The 20,699-nt window shown below is 53.6% G+C and carries 19 protein-coding genes and 2 tRNA genes; 18 read left to right on the top strand and 3 right to left on the bottom strand.

The genetic code is table 11. From position 1 onward, the window contains the following. Nucleotides 1–93: 93 nt before the first annotated feature. The 3 genes from rplU to cgtA all read left to right on the top strand — a co-directional run bounded on the left by rplU (nt 94) and on the right by cgtA (nt 2,092). Entirely contained in the window at nt 94–405 is a 312-nt protein-coding gene (rplU, locus tag GKC68_RS19700; protein ID WP_013024339.1) for a 50S ribosomal protein L21, read from the top strand. 15 nt (nt 406–420) lie between these two features. After that, entirely contained in the window at nt 421–678 is a 258-nt protein-coding gene (gene rpmA / locus GKC68_RS19695) for a 50S ribosomal protein L27 (protein WP_006121751.1), read from the top strand. A 241-nt stretch (nt 679–919) separates the two neighbouring features. Continuing rightward, nucleotides 920–2,092, top strand: a complete 1,173-nt coding sequence (cgtA, locus tag GKC68_RS19690) for an Obg family GTPase CgtA (protein WP_047714828.1) — start codon at nt 920–922, stop codon at nt 2,090–2,092. A 47-nt stretch (nt 2,093–2,139) separates the two neighbouring features. Here cgtA and GKC68_RS19685 read toward each other — a convergent pair whose 3' ends face one another. Beyond that, a complete protein-coding gene (locus GKC68_RS19685; RefSeq protein ID WP_342656444.1) occupies nt 2,140–2,565 on the bottom strand; it encodes a hotdog fold thioesterase in 426 nt (141 codons plus the stop codon). A gap of 476 nt (nt 2,566–3,041) precedes the next feature. Beyond that, on the bottom strand, nt 3,042–4,475 hold the full coding sequence (dacB, locus tag GKC68_RS19680; RefSeq protein WP_047714836.1) for a serine-type D-Ala-D-Ala carboxypeptidase: 1,434 nt from the start codon (nt 4,473–4,475) through the stop codon (nt 3,042–3,044). A gap of 246 nt (nt 4,476–4,721) precedes the next feature. Between dacB and greA the strand changes: the two genes are divergently transcribed. Next, nucleotides 4,722–5,198: a transcription elongation factor GreA gene (gene greA / locus GKC68_RS19675; RefSeq protein ID WP_006121754.1), complete on the top strand. Its 477-nt coding sequence runs from the start codon at nt 4,722–4,724 to the stop codon at nt 5,196–5,198. Nucleotides 5,199–5,304: 106 nt separating this feature from the next. Here greA and yhbY read toward each other — a convergent pair whose 3' ends face one another. Further along, nucleotides 5,305–5,598 carry a ribosome assembly RNA-binding protein YhbY gene (yhbY, locus tag GKC68_RS19670; protein ID WP_013024345.1) on the bottom strand — a complete coding sequence of 98 codons (294 nt, stop codon included), beginning with the start codon at nt 5,596–5,598 and terminating at the stop codon, nt 5,305–5,307. A 126-nt stretch (nt 5,599–5,724) separates the two neighbouring features. On the opposite strand from yhbY, the gene rlmE reads away from it, so the two are divergent. The 14 genes from rlmE (at nt 5,725) to pnp (ending at nt 20,611) form a co-directional block, all read left to right on the top strand. After that, nucleotides 5,725–6,354, top strand: a complete 630-nt coding sequence (rlmE, locus tag GKC68_RS19665; RefSeq protein ID WP_014595159.1) for a 23S rRNA (uridine(2552)-2'-O)-methyltransferase RlmE — start codon at nt 5,725–5,727, stop codon at nt 6,352–6,354. A 113-nt stretch (nt 6,355–6,467) separates the two neighbouring features. After that, complete coding sequence (ftsH, locus tag GKC68_RS19660; RefSeq protein ID WP_015701098.1) at nt 6,468–8,399, top strand: ATP-dependent zinc metalloprotease FtsH; 1,932 nt, start codon at nt 6,468–6,470, stop codon at nt 8,397–8,399. Nucleotides 8,400–8,479: 80 nt separating this feature from the next. Continuing rightward, nucleotides 8,480–9,313, top strand: coding sequence for a dihydropteroate synthase (gene folP / locus GKC68_RS19655; protein ID WP_028723646.1), 834 nt, complete (start codon nt 8,480–8,482; stop codon nt 9,311–9,313). Nucleotides 9,314–9,319: 6 nt separating this feature from the next. Beyond that, the gene (gene glmM / locus GKC68_RS19650; protein WP_014606750.1) at nt 9,320–10,654 is read left to right on the top strand and encodes a phosphoglucosamine mutase; all 1,335 of its coding nucleotides are present in this window, start codon (nt 9,320–9,322) and stop codon (nt 10,652–10,654) included. Nucleotides 10,655–10,872: 218 nt separating this feature from the next. Continuing rightward, on the top strand, nt 10,873–11,208 hold the full coding sequence (gene secG, locus GKC68_RS19645; protein ID WP_014606749.1) for a preprotein translocase subunit SecG: 336 nt from the start codon (nt 10,873–10,875) through the stop codon (nt 11,206–11,208). A 56-nt stretch (nt 11,209–11,264) separates the two neighbouring features. Further along, nucleotides 11,265–11,351: transfer RNA gene (locus tag GKC68_RS19640), tRNA-Leu, on the top strand. Nucleotides 11,352–11,410: 59 nt separating this feature from the next. Next, a tRNA-Met gene (locus GKC68_RS19635) sits at nt 11,411–11,487 on the top strand. 211 nt (nt 11,488–11,698) lie between these two features. Then, complete coding sequence (gene rimP, locus GKC68_RS19630) at nt 11,699–12,151, top strand: ribosome maturation factor RimP (protein ID WP_006121761.1); 453 nt, start codon at nt 11,699–11,701, stop codon at nt 12,149–12,151. 24 nt (nt 12,152–12,175) lie between these two features. After that, complete coding sequence (gene nusA, locus GKC68_RS19625) at nt 12,176–13,663, top strand: transcription termination factor NusA (protein WP_028723647.1); 1,488 nt, start codon at nt 12,176–12,178, stop codon at nt 13,661–13,663. A gap of 17 nt (nt 13,664–13,680) precedes the next feature. Continuing rightward, complete coding sequence (infB, locus tag GKC68_RS19620; protein WP_028723648.1) at nt 13,681–16,365, top strand: translation initiation factor IF-2; 2,685 nt, start codon at nt 13,681–13,683, stop codon at nt 16,363–16,365. 65 nt (nt 16,366–16,430) lie between these two features. Beyond that, a complete protein-coding gene (rbfA, locus tag GKC68_RS19615) occupies nt 16,431–16,838 on the top strand; it encodes a 30S ribosome-binding factor RbfA (RefSeq protein ID WP_028723649.1) in 408 nt (135 codons plus the stop codon). After that, the gene (gene truB / locus GKC68_RS19610) at nt 16,838–17,782 is read left to right on the top strand and encodes a tRNA pseudouridine(55) synthase TruB (protein ID WP_206115452.1); all 945 of its coding nucleotides are present in this window, start codon (nt 16,838–16,840) and stop codon (nt 17,780–17,782) included. Before rbfA ends, truB begins: the two co-directional genes overlap by 1 nt. A gap of 123 nt (nt 17,783–17,905) precedes the next feature. Continuing rightward, nucleotides 17,906–18,175, top strand: a complete 270-nt coding sequence (gene rpsO, locus GKC68_RS19605) for a 30S ribosomal protein S15 (protein ID WP_006121766.1) — start codon at nt 17,906–17,908, stop codon at nt 18,173–18,175. Between the two features lie 306 nt (nt 18,176–18,481). Continuing rightward, complete coding sequence (pnp, locus tag GKC68_RS19600; RefSeq protein ID WP_028723651.1) at nt 18,482–20,611, top strand: polyribonucleotide nucleotidyltransferase; 2,130 nt, start codon at nt 18,482–18,484, stop codon at nt 20,609–20,611. The last annotated feature ends 88 nt before the right edge of the window (nt 20,612–20,699 follow it).

Genomic DNA, 20,699 nt, shown 5'->3' with positions numbered 1-20,699 from the left:
CTGTTTGAGTTTTGCGTAGAATTCGCGCCCTATTGTGAATATTTAGCGCGCCGCCTGATGAACTGAAAGGCAAGCGCAGAAGCGGAGTTTTATATGTACGCGGTTTTCCAAAGTGGTGGTAAACAACACCGAGTAAGCGAAGGTCAGACCGTTCGCCTGGAAAAGCTGGACATCGCAACCGGTGAAACCATCGAGTTTGACCAGGTTCTGATGATTGCAAATGGCGAAGACGTGAAAATCGGCGCGCCACTGGTTTCAGGCGGTGTGATCAAGGCAGAAGTTGTTGCTCATGGTCGTGGCGAGAAAATTAAGATCGTTAAGTTTCGTCGTCGTAAGCACTACCGTAAGCAAGCTGGCCATCGCCAGTGGTTCACTGATGTGAAAATCACTGGTATCACGGCGTAAGAGGAGATCTGACAAATGGCACATAAAAAGGCTGGTGGTTCGACTCGAAATGGTCGTGACTCCAATGCAAAACGTCTGGGTGTAAAACGTTTCGGTGGTGAATCTGTTCTGGCAGGTAGCATCATCGTTCGTCAGCGTGGTACTAAATTCCACGCCGGTAACAACGTAGGTTGTGGTCGTGACCACACCCTGTTTGCTACCGCAGACGGCAAAGTAAAATTCGAAGTTAAAGGTCCGAACAACCGTAAATACATCAGCATCGTTGCTGAGTAAGGTTGTCGTGACGCAGACGGTTAACGTCTGAACGCACGAATTAAAGGCCCCGCAACGCTTGCGGGGCTTTTTACATTCTGTGACCCCTTGCCCGACAGGCGACATCGCCTGAATATTTGCTGTACACTTTATGTACACGCTGGCGTCAGTCAGTTTAGATTTATCCGCCGCTGGTCGCGCAGAAGACCCTGGCGGACCCGTCTGCAGCGTATTGCAGACGATTGTGTGACGGAGAAAGAAAATGAAGTTTGTAGATGAAGCGACAATTTTGGTCGTCGCAGGTGATGGCGGTAATGGCTGTGTCAGTTTCCGCCGTGAAAAATATATCCCGAAAGGCGGCCCGGACGGCGGTGATGGCGGTGACGGCGGCGACGTATTCTTAGTGGCTGACGAAAACCTTAACACCTTGATCGATTATCGTTTCGAAAAATCTTTCCGCGCTGAGCGTGGTCAGAATGGACAGAGTCGCGACTGTACCGGTAAACGCGGCAAAGATATCACCGTTAAAGTGCCGGTAGGAACCCGTGTTATCGACCAGGGAACCGGTGAGACCCTGGGTGATATGACGCGTCACCAGCAGACCCTGATGGTGGCAAAAGGCGGCTGGCACGGTCTGGGAAATACCCGCTTTAAATCCTCGGTAAACCGCAGTCCGCGTCAAAAAACCATGGGTACGCCCGGTGAGAAACGCGACCTGCAGCTGGAACTGATGCTGTTGGCGGACGTGGGCATGCTGGGCTTACCGAATGCCGGTAAATCCACGTTTATCCGTGCAGTTTCTGCGGCGAAGCCGAAAGTCGCTGACTATCCGTTTACTACCCTGGTGCCAAGCCTTGGCGTGGTGCGTATGGATAGCGAGCAGAGCTTTGTGGTGGCCGATATCCCCGGTCTGATTGAAGGCGCAGCCGAGGGCGCAGGTTTAGGTATTCGCTTCCTGAAGCACCTGGAACGCTGCCGCGTGCTGCTGCACCTTATCGACATTGCGCCCATTGACGAGAGCGATCCGGTTGAGAACGCCCGTATTATTTTGGCTGAGCTGGAGAAATACAGCGATAAGCTGTTTAACAAGCCGCGCTGGCTGGTATTTAACAAAGTCGATCTTATTGATGAAGAAGAAGCTCAGGCGCGTGCAAAAGCCATTGCTGAGGCGCTGGGTTGGGAAGATAAATACTATCTTATCTCTGCCGCCAGCCGTCAGGGCGTAACCGACCTGTGCTGGGACGTCATGAGTTTTATCAACGCCAATCCGAAAGAAGCTGACGTTGAAGAAAAACAGCCGGAGAAAGTGGAGTTCATGTGGGACGATTACCACAAAGAAGCCATTGAAACCGCGGCGGTTGAAGAAGATGAAGAGTGGGATGACGATTGGGATGAAGATGACGACGAAGGCGTCGAAATCATCTACCAGCGCTAGACCGCTTATGACTGCCCCCTTTCCACCGGAACGGGGGCAGATTTCTTTCAGGGCTGCGCCAGCACCGCAACGGTAAACCGTGCGCGACAGCATAATTTATCCTGATCGTGACGAATCCTACTCTGCCACGTCTGGTTCCGCTTCCCCACATCCAGCGGACGACAGATACCGCGCACCCGCCCACCTGAAACGGCCCGATGATGGCTGGCATTTACTTCGATGCCCGCCACGCGGCAGCCATCCTCTGATGCCAGATAACCCGCCACAGAGTCCGGGGTTTCGGCTAACACTACTGAGGCACTGCCGTGCAGCTGGCCAAAGGGCTGCCGAGTGCGGCTGTCTACTGGCATGGCGGTTTCAGGATAGGCATCACCCACTGCGGTAAAAATGATGTCTACATGCACTATCAGCGTATGCGTGCTCTGCGCATTGGGCGCATCCAGACAGACCACGCGTTTCCAGAGCGTTGACATTGTCAGGCGCCCCAGGGCTGCGTCATCGCCTTCCACACGACGATGTCACGTGACGTAACGCAGAGGCGAAAGAATTAGCGTAGTGATAACCGCCCACGGCTGTCCTGTTTTACATCAGCATGGCATCTCAAGGGTAAAAGAAAGGTGTTCACTGGGCCGGGCGACAGGACGTTGCCGCCTCTGCCTGCGATCCCCGTTAGCGTCCCTGAATCCGGGAGGGGTCGGTTAAGAAAATTTATGCGATTACCCAGAGTGCCAGCGTGAGGCGGGGCGCAGATAACCCACTAAACAAGTGCCGATTCCGCGAGAGCCGGGCATAAGAAAAGCCATGCGGCCAGTGGTGATGCGACCTGGTGCACAGGCGAAGCTATCCTGAACAGGTTGTTGCGCGCCTGAAGCCGAGGCGTTACCCCTGACTTTTTGGCGATAATAAAAAAAAGCAGCAGGTGCTCGCCCGCTGCTCTTCATCACATAAATCAGTAATTCTTATTAATATCGCGATAGAGCCGGCTTTCAAACCGCACCAGCGGAATACGGCGTGTGCGCTGATCCTGCGGTGGAACCGCATAGCCAGAAAGAAACTGCACAAACGCCACGCGTGCCCCACTGGAGGTGGTGATAAAGCCTGCAAGGTTATATACGCCTTGCAGTGAACCGGTTTTTGCCGAGACCTTGCCATCCAGACCGGCTTCGTGCAGGCCGCCACGGTACTGCAGCGTACCATCGTGTCCGGCCAGCGGCAGCATCGAAATATAATCCAGTTTGCTGTCGTTCTGCGCAATATATTGCAGCACCTGCATCATGGTGGCGGGGGAGATCAGATCGTGACGTGACAGGCCCGAGCCATCCACCTGGATGCTGTTACCCAAATCAATATTGGCTTTTTCACGCAGGATGCGGCGAACCGCATCTGACCCTGCGCGGAAGGTGCCCGGTACGTTGAAGTAATGATGACCAATGGTGCGGAACACCGTGTCGGCAATCATATTGTCGGACTTCTTCAGCATCATATGCAGCAGCGTATGCAGCGGCGCTGACTGTGTTGATGCCAGCACGGTGCCCGGTTCGGTCACCTGCGTCTGACGCAGCAGATGGCCGCTGTAATCAATACCGGCGGAACGCAGTTCGGCTTTCAGGATTTCGCCTGCCCAGGCCGCGCCATCCTGAACCGCAAAGGCTAAAGGAAGCGGATCGCTACGCTGACGCATACAGCCGGTTAAGGTGTAGCGGTTCAGCTCGCCTGGCACCACGTCCAGCTCGCAGTATTGTCCCTCGCCGCTGTTGCGCCCAATCGTTCGCACCTGGCTTAACATGTGAGCCGGGTAGTAGGACGCAATACGGATAAAGGCATTTTCGCCCGGTTTGTCGGCACTGTAGAGTGAAACCGAAAAGCAGTTTTTATCCACAATCGCCGCCGCCGGCGGTGCGCTAAAGCACTGGGTCATGTCATTCCACGGCCAGCCAGGCGCCGCATCATGGCTGGCAAACACCGAGGTATCGATGACCAGATTACCTTTGATGTGGGTGATGCCTTGTTTTTTTAACGCCGCGACCATATTCCGCAGATCCTGACGACCCAACGTGGGATCGCCAGCAAACCGGGCAACTAAATCACCATTAAGCGTGCCATCGACCAGCGCGCCCTTGGTTTCAAAGGTGGTTTGAAAACGGTAATCACCGCCCAGTTCCAGCAATGCCGCCAGTGCGGTGATCACTTTCATGGTACTGGCGGGAAGTGCCATCTGTTTCCCGTGGTAATCGATAATTGGCGTGGATGCGCCCACTTTTTGCACCAGCAAAGCCAGATTGGCACCATCTGGCAGATATTGCATGTATTCATCAACTGGCGCTGCTTGTGCCTGCAGCATAAAAGCACAGGTTAATCCGGTAACAAGTCGTGAAAATCGCATAATCTCGCGGCAACTGACAGGTGAAGGCGACAATACTACGTCCCTGGACGGTGGAAAGTAAACGATGACCCGCAGGGAACTCTGGGTTAAAATACGTATCAAATTGCAAAACCTTTTCTGGCCTGGAACACTTTCCGGGTCAGTCTTCTTTTATTTGCAAAACGAGGTCTTGCGCCGCAGAACGCTTTTTTCTGCAGTCACCGGTCAGGATGCACCGTGAAACAGGAATGATGACGAGGAGCTAAAATGAACCAGATTCCGATGACGTTAAGAGGCGCTGAAAGGCTGCGCGAAGAGCTGCATGAGCTGAAAACGGTGAAGCGCCCGCGCATTATTGCCTCCATCGCGGAGGCCCGCGAGCACGGCGATTTGAAAGAGAACGCCGAATACCACGCCGCGCGTGAAGAACAGGGGTTCTGTGAGGGACGCATTCAGGAGATTGAAGCCAAACTCTCTAATGCGCAGGTCATTGACGTCACTCAGATGCCGAAAACCGGCCGCGTGATTTTTGGCGCAACGGTGACCGTGTTGAACGTGGACACGGATGAAGAGTTTACCTATCGCATCGTGGGTGATGATGAAGCAGATTTTAAACAGAATTTGATTTCTGTTAACTCGCCGATGGCCCGGGGCCTGGTGGGGAAAGAAGCCGATGACGTGGCGATTATCAAAACGCCAGGCGGCGATGTCGAGTACGAAATCCTGAAGGTGGAGTACATCTGACAGGGTGCAATTGTCTGAAAAGCATTGCCGTACAGTGTAAAGAAAGGAAAAAGGCCGCGCTGCGGCCTTTTATCCCATGTAAGAGCATGGCACTTTCTTTGCCCACTTAGCGTGGCAGAGAAATTTTGCTCTCTTTAGCGGGGCGATACAGCACCAGCGTTTTGCCAATGACCTGAACGTTGCTGGCACGGGTTTCACGCACGATAGCTTCAACGATCAGCTGCCTGGTTTCACGTTCTTCAGAGGCAATTTTCACCTTGATCAATTCGTGATGTTCCAGCGCGTGTTCAATCTCAGCCAGCACACCTTCGGTCAGGCCATTGCCTCCGAGCATGACGACTGGCTTGAGCGGATGGGCGAGGCCTTTGAGGTGCTGTTTTTGTTTGGTACTTAGATTCATCGTATTATTTACTTACTCGGGGATTGAAAACGGTTCATTCTACCGCCATCTCGGGTATATCGCCAAATCGACGCAGCCTATCGCGTGCAGATTTATCGCTACGATGACGATTTAGTTGGAAATTTTATGACCGGTAAAAAGCGTTCAGCCAGCTCCAGCCGCTGGCTACAGGAACACTTTAGCGATAAATACGTGCTCCAGGCACAGAAAAAAGGGTTGCGTTCGCGCGCCTGGTTTAAACTTGATGAAATCCAACAGGGTGACAAGCTTTTCAAACCCGGGATGACCGTGGTAGATCTGGGTGCTGCCCCCGGTGGCTGGTCGCAATATGTGGTACAGCAAATTGGGTCCAAAGGTCGCGTCATCGCTTGTGATATTCTGCCGATGGATCCTATTGTTGGTGTCGATTTCCTTCAAGGTGATTTTCGTGAAGAATCGGTGATCAAAGCGTTACTTGAACGTGTGGGCGAGCAGAAGGTCCAGGTCGTCATGTCGGATATGGCACCGAATATGAGTGGTACACCTGCCGTAGATATTCCCCGGTCGATGTATTTGGTTGAGCTGGCGTTGGATATGTGCCGTGATATTTTGGCTCCCGGCGGCAGTTTTGTTGTGAAAGTGTTCCAGGGAGATGGCTTTGATGAATACCTGCGGGAAATTCGCTCCCTGTTTACGAAAGTGAAAATACGTAAGCCTGACGCTTCACGTTCACGTTCACGTGAAGTTTATATTGTGGCGACTGGGCGCAAACTGTAACTGACGTAATGGATAACACGGCATTCCTGCTGCGATTCCATGTACGAAGGATCTATAGTACCCTACGCTATCTGTTAACACCGTTGTAATATGAGGTTAATCCCTTGAGTGACATGGCGAAAAACCTGATTCTCTGGCTAGTCATCGCGGTCGTACTGATGTCGGTCTTCCAGAGCTTTGGGCCCAGCGAGTCGAATGGCCGTAGGGTTGATTATTCAACCTTCCTGTCGGAAGTGAACCAGGATCAGGTCCGCGAGGCACGTATTAACGGGCGTGAAATTAACGTTATCAAAAAAGACAGCAATAAATACACCACTTACATTCCTGTCAATGACCCCAAGTTACTCGATAACCTGTTGACCAAGAACGTCAAAGTGGTTGGTGAACCACCTGAAGAGCCGAGCCTGCTGGCATCTATCTTCATTTCATGGTTCCCAATGTTACTGCTGATTGGTGTGTGGATTTTCTTCATGCGTCAAATGCAGGGCGGCGGTGGCAAAGGCGCGATGTCCTTTGGTAAAAGCAAAGCCCGTATGTTGACGGAAGATCAGATTAAAACCACTTTTGCTGACGTTGCAGGCTGCGACGAAGCGAAAGAGGAAGTCGGTGAGCTGGTTGAATACCTGCGTGAGCCGAGCCGCTTTCAGAAGCTCGGCGGTAAAATTCCGAAAGGCGTGCTGATGGTTGGCCCGCCGGGTACCGGTAAAACCTTGCTGGCAAAAGCGATTGCCGGTGAAGCGAAAGTGCCATTCTTTACCATTTCGGGCTCTGACTTTGTTGAAATGTTCGTCGGTGTCGGTGCATCTCGTGTGCGCGATATGTTTGAACAGGCCAAGAAGGCGGCACCGTGCATTATCTTTATCGATGAAATCGATGCGGTCGGTCGTCAGCGTGGTGCCGGTTTAGGTGGCGGTCACGATGAACGTGAACAAACCCTGAACCAGATGCTGGTTGAGATGGACGGTTTTGAAGGCAACGAAGGCATCATCGTGATTGCCGCAACCAACCGTCCAGACGTGCTTGACCCCGCGTTGCTGCGTCCGGGCCGCTTTGACCGTCAGGTTGTTGTTGGCTTGCCAGACGTGCGTGGCCGTGAGCAGATCCTGAAAGTGCACATGCGCCGCGTGCCATTAGCAACGGATATTGACGCGGCAATCATTGCGCGCGGTACGCCGGGCTTCTCAGGTGCCGATTTGGCTAACCTGGTCAACGAAGCCGCGCTGTTTGCTGCCCGCAGCAACAAGCGTGTTGTATCGATGGTTGAATTCGAAAAAGCCAAAGACAAGATCATGATGGGCGCAGAGCGCCGCTCCATGGTGATGACGGAAGCGCAGAAAGAGTCCACGGCTTATCACGAAGCCGGTCACGCCATTATTGGTCGCCTGGTGCCGGAGCACGATCCGGTGCATAAAGTGACCATTATCCCGCGCGGTCGTGCATTAGGTGTGACTTTCTTCCTGCCTGAAGGCGATGCCATTAGCGCCAGCCGTCAGAAACTGGAAAGTCAGATTTCGACCCTGTACGGTGGTCGTCTGGCAGAAGAAATCATCTACGGTGTTGAGCATGTCTCAACCGGCGCATCAAACGACATCAAAGTGGCGACTAACCTGGCACGTAACATGGTGACCCAGTGGGGCTTCTCTGAAAAACTCGGTCCGTTACTGTATGCAGAAGAAGACGGTGAAGTGTTCCTCGGCCGTTCTGTGGCGAAAGCCAAGCATATGTCAGATGAAACCGCGCGTATTATCGATCAGGAAGTCAAACACCTGATTGATACAAACTACCAGCGTGCGCGTCAGATTCTGGGTGAAAACATGGATATCCTTCATGCGATGAAAGATGCGCTGATGAAGTACGAAACCATTGACGCACCGCAGATTGACGACCTGATGGCACGCCGTGAAGTGCGTCCGCCTGCGGGCTGGGAAGATCCCGGCACCAGCAGTAATTCTGACAACAATGGCACGCCAAAGGCACCGCGTCCGGTCGATGAACCGCGTACGCCAAATCCAGGCAACACCATGTCAGAACAGTTCGACAAATAAGACTTCACGTCTTTTAATAAAACCCCGGCTGGTCCGGGGTTTTTTACATCTATACATTGCACTACAAGGAGTAGATCACCATGAAATTGTTCGCCCGTGATTCCCATCTCGATTTGTCATTTCCACATGTGATGGGCATTCTTAACGTCACGCCGGACTCTTTTTCGGATGGTGGTAAACACAATGCGTTAGTGGATGCACTCACACATACCAACGAAATGGTGAATGCCGGCGCAACCATCATTGACGTGGGTGGCGAGTCTACACGTCCCGGCGCGGATGAGGTCAGCGTTGAGGAAGAACTTGAGCGGGTCATCCCCGTGGTGGAAGCCATCGCACAGCGCTTTGAAGTCTGGATCTCAGTGGATACCTCAAAGGCAGATGTGATCACTGAAGCCGCCAGAGTGGGGGCGCATATCATCAATGACGTGCGCTCGCTGTCTGAACCAGGCGCGCTCGCCGCGGCGGCGGCAACGGGATTACCGGTTTGCCTGATGCATATGCAGGGCGAGCCACGTACCATGCAGCAGGCACCGGCCTATCAAGATATTGTCAGCGAAGTGGATGCTTACTTCGTTGAGCAACTTGCCCGCTGCGAGGCGGCCGGAATAAAAAAAGAGAATCTGCTGCTCGACCCGGGCTTCGGTTTCGGTAAGAATCTCAGCCACAATTATGAACTGTTGGCTCGACTCAGCGAATTTCACCATTTTGGTCTGCCGCTGCTGGTTGGCATGTCACGGAAATCAATGATCGGCCAGCTGCTGAATGTCGGGCCTGGCCAGCGTCTGACGGGCAGCCTGGCCTGTGCGGTAATCGCCGCCATGCAGGGAGCCCGCATTATTCGCGTTCATGATGTAAAAGAAACGGTCGAGGCGATGCGGGTGGTCGAGGCGACACAAAGAGCTAAAGGATGATAGAGCATGAGTAATCGTAAATATTTTGGTACAGATGGCATTCGCGGCAAAGTGGGAGAGTCTCCGATTACCCCTGATTTTGTGTTAAAGCTCGGCTGGGCCGCGGGCAAAGTGCTGGCGCGCCACGGCTCAAAAAAAATCATTATCGGCAAAGATACCCGCATTTCGGGCTATATGCTGGAATCTGCACTGGAGGCAGGACTGGCCGCCGCAGGGCTGTCAGCGGCGTTTACCGGCCCAATGCCGACGCCTGCCATTGCCTATCTGACCCGCACGTTTCGCGCTGAGGCCGGTATTGTTATTTCCGCCTCACATAACCCGTTTGACGACAACGGCATTAAGTTCTTCTCAGCCGAAGGCACCAAGCTACCTGATGATGTCGAAGAAGCGATTGAACTGGAAATGGAAAAGCCGCTGACCTGTGTGGAATCATCCCTGCTGGGGCGCGCCAGCCGAATTGTGGATGCCGCCGGCCGTTACATTGAGTTTTGTAAGGGTACCTTCCCAAGTGAGCTGAGCCTGAGTGGCCTGAAAATTGTGGTGGACTGTGCAAATGGCGCCACCTACCACATCGCGCCGAATGTCCTGCGTGAGCTGGGCGCAACGGTGATTGCTGTTGGTGTACAACCTGATGGCATGAACATCAACAAAGAGTGCGGTGCGACCGATCTGAAAATGCTGCAGCAGCGCGTTCTGGCCGAGAAGGCGGACATCGGCCTGGCCTATGATGGCGATGGCGATCGCATCATGATGGTCGACCACTTGGGCGAGAAGGTCGATGGCGATCAGATTCTGTATATCATTGCCCGTGAAGGCCTGCGTCAGGGGCAACTGCGCGGCGGCGTTGTCGGCACGCTGATGAGTAATATGGGGCTGGAACTGGCGCTGAAGCAGTTGGGCATTCCTTTTGTGCGGGCGAAAGTGGGTGACCGCTATGTGCTCGAAAAATTACAGGAAAAAGGCTGGCGGCTCGGCGCTGAAAACTCAGGCCACGTGATTCTGCTGGATAAAATCGCTACCGGTGATGGGATTGTAGCAAGTTTGCAAGTGCTTACTGCGATGGTGCGCAATCACATGAGCCTGCATGACCTGTGTACAGGGATGAAGATGCTGCCTCAGGTGCTGGTCAACGTGCGCTTTACGGGTGAACACGATCCTCTCGAAAGCGAAACAGTGAAAACCGTGGCGCAGGACGTGGAGAAAACCCTGGCCGGCCGTGGGCGCGTGTTGCTGCGTAAATCCGGTACGGAGCCGTTAATCCGCGTGATGGTAGAAGGCGAGGATGCAGCCCAGGTCACGGCGCTGGCCAACCAAATTGCGGATGCGGTGAAAGCGGTCTGATGCAGGTGACAGGCCGGGACGGCGTGCTGTTCCTGCCTGTAAAATCATCGTAATGGCGCTTTTTTCTGCAATCAGCCTGCGACAGCTAAATTGCACTTGCAGAGGTATGCGCCATTGGTTAGTATTCACACCCGCTTCTGATGGGTGATGAACATACCCCCCGTCATATTGGTTGAAGCTTTAACTGTGCGGATTACGCGCAAGGAAACAGGTTGATTATGTACGAAGCTCTGTTAGTTGTTTTCCTTATTGTAGCGATTGGCCTTGTCGGTCTTATTATGCTGCAGCAAGGCAAAGGCGCTGATATGGGAGCATCATTCGGTGCAGGCGCGTCTGGCACGCTGTTTGGTTCTAACGGGTCGGGTAACTTTATGACTCGCATGACCGCAGTACTGGCGACGCTGTTTTTCGTGATTAGCCTGATTCTGGGTAACCTGAACAGTAATAAGACGTCCAAAGGAAGCGAGTGGGAAAACCTCACTGCGCCAGCTCAGTCTCAACAGCAGACTCAGCCAGCTAAACCGGCTACGCCGGGCAATGATATCCCGCACTAATAGCAGCAAAATAGCGTCAGACAAAAGCGGCAGAACAGCGTCGCAGTCAGTGCAGTACCGAGGTGGTGAAATTGGTAGACACGCTACCTTGAGGTGGTAGTGCTCGAAAGGGCTTACGGGTTCAAGTCCCGTCCTCGGTACCAAATCTTAGTATTACTTGCATTTTATGCATGTTCGGCGTAATATTCGCCACGTTTTCGGACGCGGGGTGGAGCAGCCTGGTAGCTCGTCGGGCTCATAACCCGAAGGTCGTCGGTTCAAATCCGGCCCCCGCAACCACTTTCCCTTAGAGTTCTTTTTCAAATATACTGTATGCATCGACGGGCGCATAAGCAGCGAGTTTTGAAAAAAATTCTTTTGGATGGGCGTCCGGGCCGCAATGCGGCATACAGGGTCCAGTGATAAAAAGCCCCGACTATTCGGGGTTTTTTGTTATTAGCGAATCGTAATACTGGGCTATAGGCCCTTTTTTTATGTCTTGGGGGTGGGCTTGTCCACATTAGAGCAAAAATTGACAGAGTTGGTATCTGCTCCGGTAGAAGCGCTCGGCTACGAACTGGTCGGAATTGAATTCGTTCGTGGTCGCACATCAACCCTGCGCATCTATATTGATAGTGAAGATGGCATCAATGTTGACGATTGCGCGGACGTCAGCCACCAGGTGAGTGCGGTGATGGATGTGGAAGATCCCATCACGGTGCCTTACCACCTTGAAGTGTCCTCACCGGGGCTCGATCGTCCTCTGTTCACTGCAGAACATTATGCACGCTTTACCGGCGATGAGGTGAGCCTGGTGCTGCGTATGGCCGTTCAAAACCGCCGTAAATGGCAGGGAATCATCAAATCTGTTGAGGGCGAGATGATAACGGTAAACGTTGAGGGTAACGACGAGGTGTTCGCGCTGAGTAATATTCAGAAAGCGAACCTGGTCCCCCACTTTTAAAAGTCCGGATTGAGGCTAACCAGGATGAACAAAGAGATCTTAGCTGTTGTAGAAGCCGTTTCTAACGAAAAAGCCCTGCCGCGTGAGAAAATCTTCGAAGCGCTGGAGAGCGCGCTGGCGACTGCGACCAAGAAAAAGTACGAGCAGGAAATTGACGTACGCGTCAGCATCGACCGTAAAAGCGGCGACTTCGACACGTTCCGCCGTTGGGAAATCGTAGAACAGGTTACGCAGCCTACGCGCGAAATAACGCTTGATGCGGCGCGCTACGAAGACGAATCTCTCAATCTGGGCGACTACGTAGAAGACCAGATTGAATCTGTTACGTTTGACCGTATCACGACGCAGACCGCGAAGCAGGTTATCGTACAAAAAGTCCGCGAAGCCGAACGTGCGATGGTGGTAGACCAGTTCCGCGAGCAGGAAGGCGAAATCATCACGGGTGTGGTGAAAAAAGTTAACCGCGACAACATCTCGCTGGACCTGGGCAATAATGCTGAAGCCGTGATCCTGCGTGAAGACATGCTGCCACGTGAAAACTTCCGCCCGGGCGACCGTATCCGCGGCGTTTTGTACGCCGTGCGTCCTGAAGCACGCGGCGCGCAGCTGTTTGTGACGCGTTCTAAACCTGAAATGCTGATCGAACTGTTCCGCATTGAGGTGCCAGAAATTGGCGAAGAAGTGCTTGAAATTAAAGCCGCTGCCCGCGATCCGGGTTCGCGTGCCAAAATTGCAGTTAAAACCAATGACAAACGTATCGATCCCGTCGGTGCCTGTGTGGGTATGCGCGGTGCGCGTGTTCAGGCAGTGTCCAGTGAGCTGGGCGGCGAGCGCATCGATATCGTGCTGTGGGACGATAACCCGGCACAGTTTGTGATTAACGCCATGGCTCCGGCCGATGTGGCGTCAATCGTGGTTGATGAAGATAACCACACGATGGATATCGCTGTTGAGGCTGGCAATCTGGCCCAGGCGATCGGCCGTAATGGCCAAAACGTGCGTCTGGCTTCACAGCTGAGTGGCTGGGAGCTGAACGTGATGACCGTCGATGATCTGCAGGCCAAGCATCAGGCTGAAGCCCATGCGGCGATCGATATGTTCACTAAACATCTCGACATCGACGAAGAGTTCGCCACCATTCTGGTGGAAGAGGGCTTCTCAACGTTGGAAGAACTGGCCTATGTGCCAATCAACGAGCTGTTGGAAATCGACGGCCTCGACGAAGAGACCATTGAAGCCCTGCGTGAACGAGCAAAAAATGCGTTAACCACCCTGGCACTGGCAAAAGAAGAGAGCCTGGGTAACCAGGAACCTGCAGAAGACCTCCTGAATCTTGAAGGTCTGGATCGTGCACTGGCTTTCCGTCTGGCATCGAAAGGCGTTTGCACGCTGGAAGATCTCGCCGAGCAAGGTGTTGACGACCTGACGGATATTGAAGGGCTGACTGATGAGCAAGCTGGCGCGCTGATTATGGCCGCACGCAATATCTGCTGGTTCGGCGATGACGCGTAATAACAGGAAGGAACAGCATGACAGATGTAACCGTAAAATCGCTGGCAGCAGAAATTCAGACTTCGGTCGATCGCCTGGTACAGCAGTTTGCTGATGCGGGGATCCCAAAGTCTGAAAATGATGCGGTGACCCAGCACGAGAAAGAAACCTTACTGTCTCACCTGAAGCATGGTCAGGCCGGTTCAGGCAAACTGACATTGCAGCGCAAAACGCGTAGCACCTTGAATATTCCTGGCACCGGGGGTAAAAGTAAGTCGGTGCAAATCGAAGTCCGCAAAAAGCGTACGTACGTGAAAGGTGATGCAGAGTCTGAGCAAGCTCAGGCAGAAGCGGAAGCTGAGGCACAGCGTGAAGCGGAAGAGCAGGCGCAACGCGAGGCCGCTGAACAAGCGCGTCGTGAAGCGGAACAGAAAGCGCAACGTGAAGCCGAAGAGAAAGCCAGGCGCGAAGCCGCTGAAAAGGCCAAGCGTGCAGCAGCGGAAAATGAGAAAGTGACTAATCAACCTACCGACGAAGTGACCAAGGCCGCCCAGTCCGATAAAGCACGTCGTGAAGCGGAAGCCGCCGAACTGAAGCGTAAAGCGGAAGAAGAAGCGCGCCGTAAGCTGGAAGAGGCTGCCCGCCTCGCCGCGGAAGAAGCCCGTCGTTTAGCCGAAGAAAAAGCGGCTGAATGGGAAAAGCCGGAAGAAGAGGATAAGGGCGACTACCACGTTACCACCTCTACGCATGCCCGCCAGGCAGAAGACGAGAACGATCGTCAGGTCGAAGCTGGCCGTGCCCGTACGCGCAGTGCGAAAGCCGCGCGTCCGGTTAAGAAAGGCAACAAGCATTCTGAAGCCAAAACCGATCGCGAAGAAGCCCGTGCGCAGGTTCGTGGCGGTAAAGGCGGTAAGCATCGCAAGCCAAGCGCGCTGCAGCAGGGCTTCAACAAGCCTGCTCAGGCCGTTAACCGCGACGTGGTGATTGGCGAAACCATCACCGTTGCTGAACTGGCTAACAAAATGGCCGTTAAAGGTTCTCTGGTCATTAAAGCGATGATGAAGATGGGCGCCATGGCGACCATCAACCAGGTTATCGACCAGGAAACCGCACAGCTGGTTGCCGAAGAAATGGGCCACAAAGTGACCCTTCGTCGTGAAAACGAGCTGGAAGAAGCGGTAATGGACGATCGTGATACCGATGCAGCGCAGGAAGCGCGTGCGCCGGTCGTGACCATTATGGGCCACGTTGACCACGGTAAAACCTCACTGCTGGATTACATCCGCTCGACCAAAATCGCCTCTGGCGAAGCGGGCGGGATTACACAGCACATCGGTGCATACCACGTCGAAACTGATAACGGCATGATCACCTTCCTGGATACCCCGGGCCACGCCGCGTTTACCGCGATGCGTGCACGTGGTGCGCAGGCAACGGATATCGTTATCCTCGTCGTTGCGGCTGATGATGGCGTGATGCCACAGACGATCGAAGCAATTCAGCACGCCAAAGCCGCCAAAGTGCCGGTTGTGGTTGCCGTGAACAAGTGCGATAAGCCAGAAGCCGATCCGGATCGTGTTAAGAACGAACTGACCCAGTACGGAATTATTCCGGAAGAGTGGGGCGGCGAAAACATGTTCGTTAACGTCTCTGCGAAAGCCGGTACCGGCATTGACGACCTGCTGAACGCGATTCTGCTGCAGGCTGAAGTGCTTGAACTGACGGCTATCCGTGCCGGTATGGCCAGCGGCGTTGTCATCGAATCGTTCCTCGACAAAGGTCGTGGTCCGGTTGCGACCGTTCTGGTACGTGAAGGTACGCTAAACAAAGGCGATATCGTTCTGTGTGGCTTTGAATACGGCCGCGTGCGTGCGATGCGTGACGAACTGGGTCGCGAAGTGATGGAAGCGGGTCCGTCTATCCCGGTTGAGATCCTCGGCTTGTCCGGTGTTCCGGCGGCAGGTGATGAAGCGACCGTGGTGCGTGACGAGAAGAAAGCCCGTGAAGTGGCACTGTATCGTCAGGGCAAATTCCGCGAAGTGAAACTGGCACGTCAGCAGAAATCTAAGCTGGAAAACATGTTTGCGAACATGACCGAAGGCGAAGTGTCCGAACTGAATATCGTGCTGAAAGCCGACGTACAGGGTTCTGTGGAAGCGATCTCCGACTCCTTACTGAAACTCTCCACCGACGAAGTGAAGGTGAAGATTGTCGGTTCAGGCGTAGGTGGGATCACCGAAACCGACGCGACACTGGCTGCCGCATCTAACGCGATTATCCTTGGCTTTAACGTCCGTGCCGATGCGTCCGCGCGTCGCGTCATCGATGCTGAAAGCCTGGATCTGCGCTACTACTCCGTCATCTATAACCTGATTGACGAAGTGAAAGCTGCGATGAGCGGTATGCTGGCACCTGAGTACAAACAGCAGATTATCGGTCTGGCTGAAGTGCGTGACGTGTTCAAATCGCCGAAATTTGGTGCAATCGCAGGTTGTATGGTGACGGAAGGCAACATCAAGCGTCACAACCCAATCCGTGTACTGCGCGATAACGTGGTGATTTACGAAGGTGAACTGGAATCACTGCGTCGCTTTAAAGATGACGTGAACGAAGTGCGTAATGGCATGGAGTGCGGTATCGGCGTGAAGAACTATAATGACGTTCGTGTCGGCGATATGATCGAAGTCTTCGAAGTGATTGAAGTTAAACGCACCATCGCTTAAGTCCTGGCGTTGATGATGCAATTTGGGAGGCCGCTGGCCTCCCGAATTATTTGGGAGATATAAAAATGGCGAAAGAATTTGGCCGTCCGCAGCGTGTATCACAGGAGCTGCAAAAAGAGATTGCGATGATCCTGCAGCGTGAGATCAAAGATCCACGTCTTGGCATGATGGTGACCGTTTCTGGCGTTGAGGTATCTCGTGACCTCGCGTATGCCAAAGTGTTTGTCACCTTCCTCAATGATAAAGATGAAGAAGCCGTCAAAAATGGCCTGAAAGCCTTAAAAGAAGCCTCTGGCTATATCCGCACGCTGCTGGGCAAAGCCATGCGCCTGCGTATCGTGCCGGAGCTGACTTTCTTCTACGACAACTCGTTGATCGAAGGGATGCGCATGTCGAACCTCGTCACCAACGTGGTGAAAAAAGACGTTGAGCGTCGTGGTCCTGACGCCACGGACGATGACGAGGAGGCGTAATGAGTCGTCCTCGTCGTCGCGGACGCGACGTCCATGGCGTTTTGTTGCTGGACAAGCCACAAGGCATGTCATCCAATGATGTCCTGCAAAAGGTTAAGCGCATTTTTAATGCTAACCGTGCAGGCCATACTGGTGCACTTGATCCGCTGGCGACGGGCATGTTGCCAATCTGCCTGGGTGAAGCCACCAAGTTCTCGCAATATTTACTGGATTCCGATAAGCGTTATCGTGTGATTGCCCGCCTGGGTGAGCGCACCGATACCTCCGATGCGGATGGCAATCTGGTGCAAACGCGTCCGGTGACCTTTACGCAGTCAGACCTTGAAGCCGCACTGAACGGTTTTCGTGGTGACATCATGCAGGTGCCTTCGATGTTTTCAGCACTGAAACATCAGGGCCGGAAACTGTATGAATATGCGCGCGAAGGCATCACGATCGAACGTGAGCCCCGACCGATTACCGTATATGAATTGCAGTTTATTCGCTGGCAGGGCAATGAACTCGAGCTGGAAATTCACTGCTCGAAAGGCACCTACATTCGTACCATCATTGACGATCTGGGCGAGAAGCTTGGCTGCGGTGCGCATGTCATCATGTTGCGCCGATTACAGGTGGCACGCTATCCCTTTGAAAGAATGGTCACGCTTGATCAACTGCAGACACTGCAGGCAAACGCCAGCGCATCAGGTGAGGATCTGACGTTACAGCTTGATCCGCTGTTGCTGCCGATGGACAGTCCGGCTGCGGATTTTCCAGCGGTCAACCTGTCATCGGATGTGGCAGCCTACTTTAAGCAGGGCCAGCCTGTGCACGCCAGTCAGGCACCCAATCAGGGCCTGGTTCGCGTCACCGAAGGCGAAGAAGGCAAATTTATCGGTATGGCAGAAGTTGCCGACGATGGCCGGATTGCACCACGGCGTTTAGTGGTGGAATATCAGGATTAAGTTGTGCGCTTTACGCGTTGGGCATTTGCGTTGCCCTCTGGCGAAGAGTAGAATAGCGCGGCTTTAAAGCGGGATGCTGAATTAGAGATCGGCGCCCATACATTCATTTAACTGGAGTTTATTATGTCTCTAAGCGTAGAAGCTAAAGCAGAGATCGTTGCTAAATATGGTCGTGGTGCTAACGACAGCGGTTCAACTGAAGTTCAGGTTGCACTGTTGACCGCGCAGATCAGCCATCTGCAGGGCCACTTCTCTGAGCACAAGAAAGACCACCACAGCCGCCGCGGTCTGCTGCGCATGGTATCTCAGCGCCGTAAGCTGCTGGACTACCTGAAGCGTAAAGACGTTGCACGCTACAGCAGCCTGATCGAAAGCCTCGGTCTGCGTCGCTAAGTCTTAAAATCGGATCGTCAGGGAGGCCGCTTATGTGTGCTAAAAACCATCTGGCGATCGGATTTGTGCGAGTTTCATGAAAAGGGGGCCTTTATGGCCCCTTTTTTCGAGCAATGCGCAGCAATCCTGAGCAAACTCATGTATTGTTGTTGGGTGTGATCTTTGTTTGCAGAGGTTCGCGCGGCTAATGAGAGGCTTTTACCGCAGGGGCGGTTAAGGGTTGTCATTAGTCGCGAGGATGCAACGGAGATCGGTAATTAATGGCAGGCTCACTATAGCACTGCCCCGATGTTAAGGACTTTGATTTTGCTTAATCCGATCGTACGCAAATTCCAATATGGTCAACATACCGTCACGCTGGAAACCGGCATGATGGCTCGCCAGGCGACAGCCGCGGTCATGGTGAGCATGGACGACACTGCCGTCTTCGTTACCGTTGTTGGTCAGAAAAAAACCAAGCCAGGCCAGGACTTCTTCCCCCTGACCGTTAACTATCAGGAGCGTACTTACGCTGCTGGTCGTATCCCGGGCAGCTTCTTCCGTCGTGAAGGTCGCCCAAGCGAAGGCGAAACCCTGATTTCACGTCTGATTGACCGTCCAGTGCGTCCGCTGTTCCCGGAAGGTTTTGTCAACGAAGTGCAGGTTATTGCGACCGTTGTTTCAGTTAACCCCCAGGTTCACCCGGACATCGTTGCCATGATCGGTGCGTCTGCAGCCCTGGCGCTGTCAGGTCTGCCTTTCAACGGCCCTATCGGTGCGGCACGCGTCGGTTATATCAACGACCAGTACGTGCTGAACCCAACGGCTGACGAATTGAAAACCTCCCGTCTGGATCTGGTGGTTGCCGGTACACAGAACGCCGTTCTGATGGTGGAATCTGAAGCGGAAATCCTGTCTGAAGAGCAGATGCTGGGTGCGGTGGTGTTTGGCCACGATCAGCAGCAGGTCGTGATTGAAAACATCAACTCACTGGTTGCCGAAGCGGGCAAACCGCGTTGGGACTGGCAGCCAGAGCCGGCAAATACTGCACTGATTTCACGGGTTGCGGCGCTGGCCGAAACCCGTATCAGCGATGCATACCGTATTACTGATAAGCAAGAGCGTTACACTCAGGTTGGCGTCATTAAAGACGAAACCATTGCTGCGCTACTGGCGGAAGACGAATCACTGGATGCGGCCGAAATCGGCGACATCGTTCACAGCCTGGAGAAGACGGTTGTTCGCACCCGTATCCTGAACGGCGAGCCACGTATTGATGGCCGTGAAAAAGACATGATCCGTGGCCTGGACGTGCGTACGGGCGTTCTGCCACGTACTCATGGTTCAGCCCTGTTCACCCGTGGTGAAACGCAGGCGCTGGTGACCGCAACGCTGGGTACTACCCGCGATGCGCAGAACCTGGATGAGCTGATGGGTGAGCGTACCGACAGCTTCCTGTTCCACTACAACTTCCCTCCGTACTCAGTGGGTGAAACCGGTATGGTAGGCTCGCCTAAGCGTCGTGAAATTGGTCACGGTCGTCTGGCGAAGCGCGGCGTGCTGGCCGTGATGCCAAAAGTGGAAGAGTTCCCTTACACCGTTCGTGTGGTATCTGAAATCACCGAATCAAACGGTTCATCGTCCATGGCGTCAGTCTGCGGTGCTTCTCTGGCACTGATGGACGCAGGTGTACCAATCAAAGCCTCTGTTGCCGGTATCGCGATGGGCCTGGTCAAAGAAGACGACAAGTTTGTTGTTCTGTCTGACATTCTGGGTGATGAAGATCACCTGGGTGACATGGACTTTAAAGTGGCCGGTAGCCGTGATGGTATTACCGCACTGCAGATGGACATCAAAATTGAAGGCATCACCCGCGAGATCATGCAGGTAGCACTGAATCAGGCCAAAGGTGCACGTCTGCACATTCTGGGCGTGATGGAACAGGCTATCAGCACCCCGCGTCAGGAAATCTCTGAGTTCGCCCCGCGCATTTACACCATCAAGATCAGTTCAGACAAGATCAAAGATGTGATTGGTAAAGGCGGTTCGGTTATCCGTGCGCTGACCGAAGAAACCGGCACCACTATCGAGATCGAAGATGACGGTACGGTGAAAATCGCAGCGACTGATGGTCTGAAAGCGAAAGAAGCCATTCGTCGTATCGAAGAGATCACTGCAGAAATCGAAGTGGGCCGTATCTACAGCGGTAAAGTGACCCGCATCGTCGATTTCGGTGCCTTCGTCGCTATCGGCGGGGGTAAAGAAGGTCTGGTGCACATTTCACAAATCGCGGACAAGCGCGTTGAGAAAGTGACGGACTACCTGCAGATGGGTCAGGAAGTTCCGGTGAAGGTGATGGAAGTTGATCGCCAAGGCCGTGTACGTCTGAGCATCAAAGAAGCGACAGAAACCAAGCCTGAAGCTGTTGCAGCTGAGAGCGCACCTGACGCTGAATAAGTCGTTCCTGATTTGCCTCTCCTTGCCTGGCAGGGAGAGGCTTTTGTGTCATCGCGAGGGCAGGAATCCTTGTGCACAGCAGGCGGAT

Origin of the sequence: Pantoea sp. RSPAM1, from assembly GCF_038816185.1 — a bacterium.
Lineage (GTDB): Bacteria > Pseudomonadota > Gammaproteobacteria > Enterobacterales > Enterobacteriaceae > Pantoea > Pantoea ananatis.
This window is presented reverse-complemented; position numbering and strand designations above follow the sequence as displayed.

Excerpts from the sequence above, each read along its gene's own strand:
- GKC68_RS19685 (WP_342656444.1), bottom strand. The coding sequence starts at position 2,565 with ATGTCAACGCTCTGGAAACGCGTGGTCTGTCTGGATGCGCCCAATGCG.
- rplU (WP_013024339.1), top strand. The coding sequence starts at position 94 with ATGTACGCGGTTTTCCAAAGTGGTGGTAAACAACACCGAGTAAGCGAA.
- rbfA (WP_028723649.1), top strand. The coding sequence starts at position 16,431 with ATGGCGAAAGAATTTGGCCGTCCGCAGCGTGTATCACAGGAGCTGCAA.
- rpsO (WP_006121766.1), top strand. The coding sequence starts at position 17,906 with ATGTCTCTAAGCGTAGAAGCTAAAGCAGAGATCGTTGCTAAATATGGT.
- dacB (WP_047714836.1), bottom strand. The coding sequence starts at position 4,475 with ATGCGATTTTCACGACTTGTTACCGGATTAACCTGTGCTTTTATGCTG.
- greA (WP_006121754.1), top strand. The coding sequence starts at position 4,722 with ATGAACCAGATTCCGATGACGTTAAGAGGCGCTGAAAGGCTGCGCGAA.
- infB (WP_028723648.1), top strand. The coding sequence starts at position 13,681 with ATGACAGATGTAACCGTAAAATCGCTGGCAGCAGAAATTCAGACTTCG.
- cgtA (WP_047714828.1), top strand. The coding sequence starts at position 920 with ATGAAGTTTGTAGATGAAGCGACAATTTTGGTCGTCGCAGGTGATGGC.
- secG (WP_014606749.1), top strand. The coding sequence starts at position 10,873 with ATGTACGAAGCTCTGTTAGTTGTTTTCCTTATTGTAGCGATTGGCCTT.
- truB (WP_206115452.1), top strand. The coding sequence starts at position 16,838 with ATGAGTCGTCCTCGTCGTCGCGGACGCGACGTCCATGGCGTTTTGTTG.
- yhbY (WP_013024345.1), bottom strand. The coding sequence starts at position 5,598 with ATGAATCTAAGTACCAAACAAAAACAGCACCTCAAAGGCCTCGCCCAT.
- rpmA (WP_006121751.1), top strand. The coding sequence starts at position 421 with ATGGCACATAAAAAGGCTGGTGGTTCGACTCGAAATGGTCGTGACTCC.
- ftsH (WP_015701098.1), top strand. The coding sequence starts at position 6,468 with ATGGCGAAAAACCTGATTCTCTGGCTAGTCATCGCGGTCGTACTGATG.
- folP (WP_028723646.1), top strand. The coding sequence starts at position 8,480 with ATGAAATTGTTCGCCCGTGATTCCCATCTCGATTTGTCATTTCCACAT.
- nusA (WP_028723647.1), top strand. The coding sequence starts at position 12,176 with ATGAACAAAGAGATCTTAGCTGTTGTAGAAGCCGTTTCTAACGAAAAA.
- glmM (WP_014606750.1), top strand. The coding sequence starts at position 9,320 with ATGAGTAATCGTAAATATTTTGGTACAGATGGCATTCGCGGCAAAGTG.
- rlmE (WP_014595159.1), top strand. The coding sequence starts at position 5,725 with ATGACCGGTAAAAAGCGTTCAGCCAGCTCCAGCCGCTGGCTACAGGAA.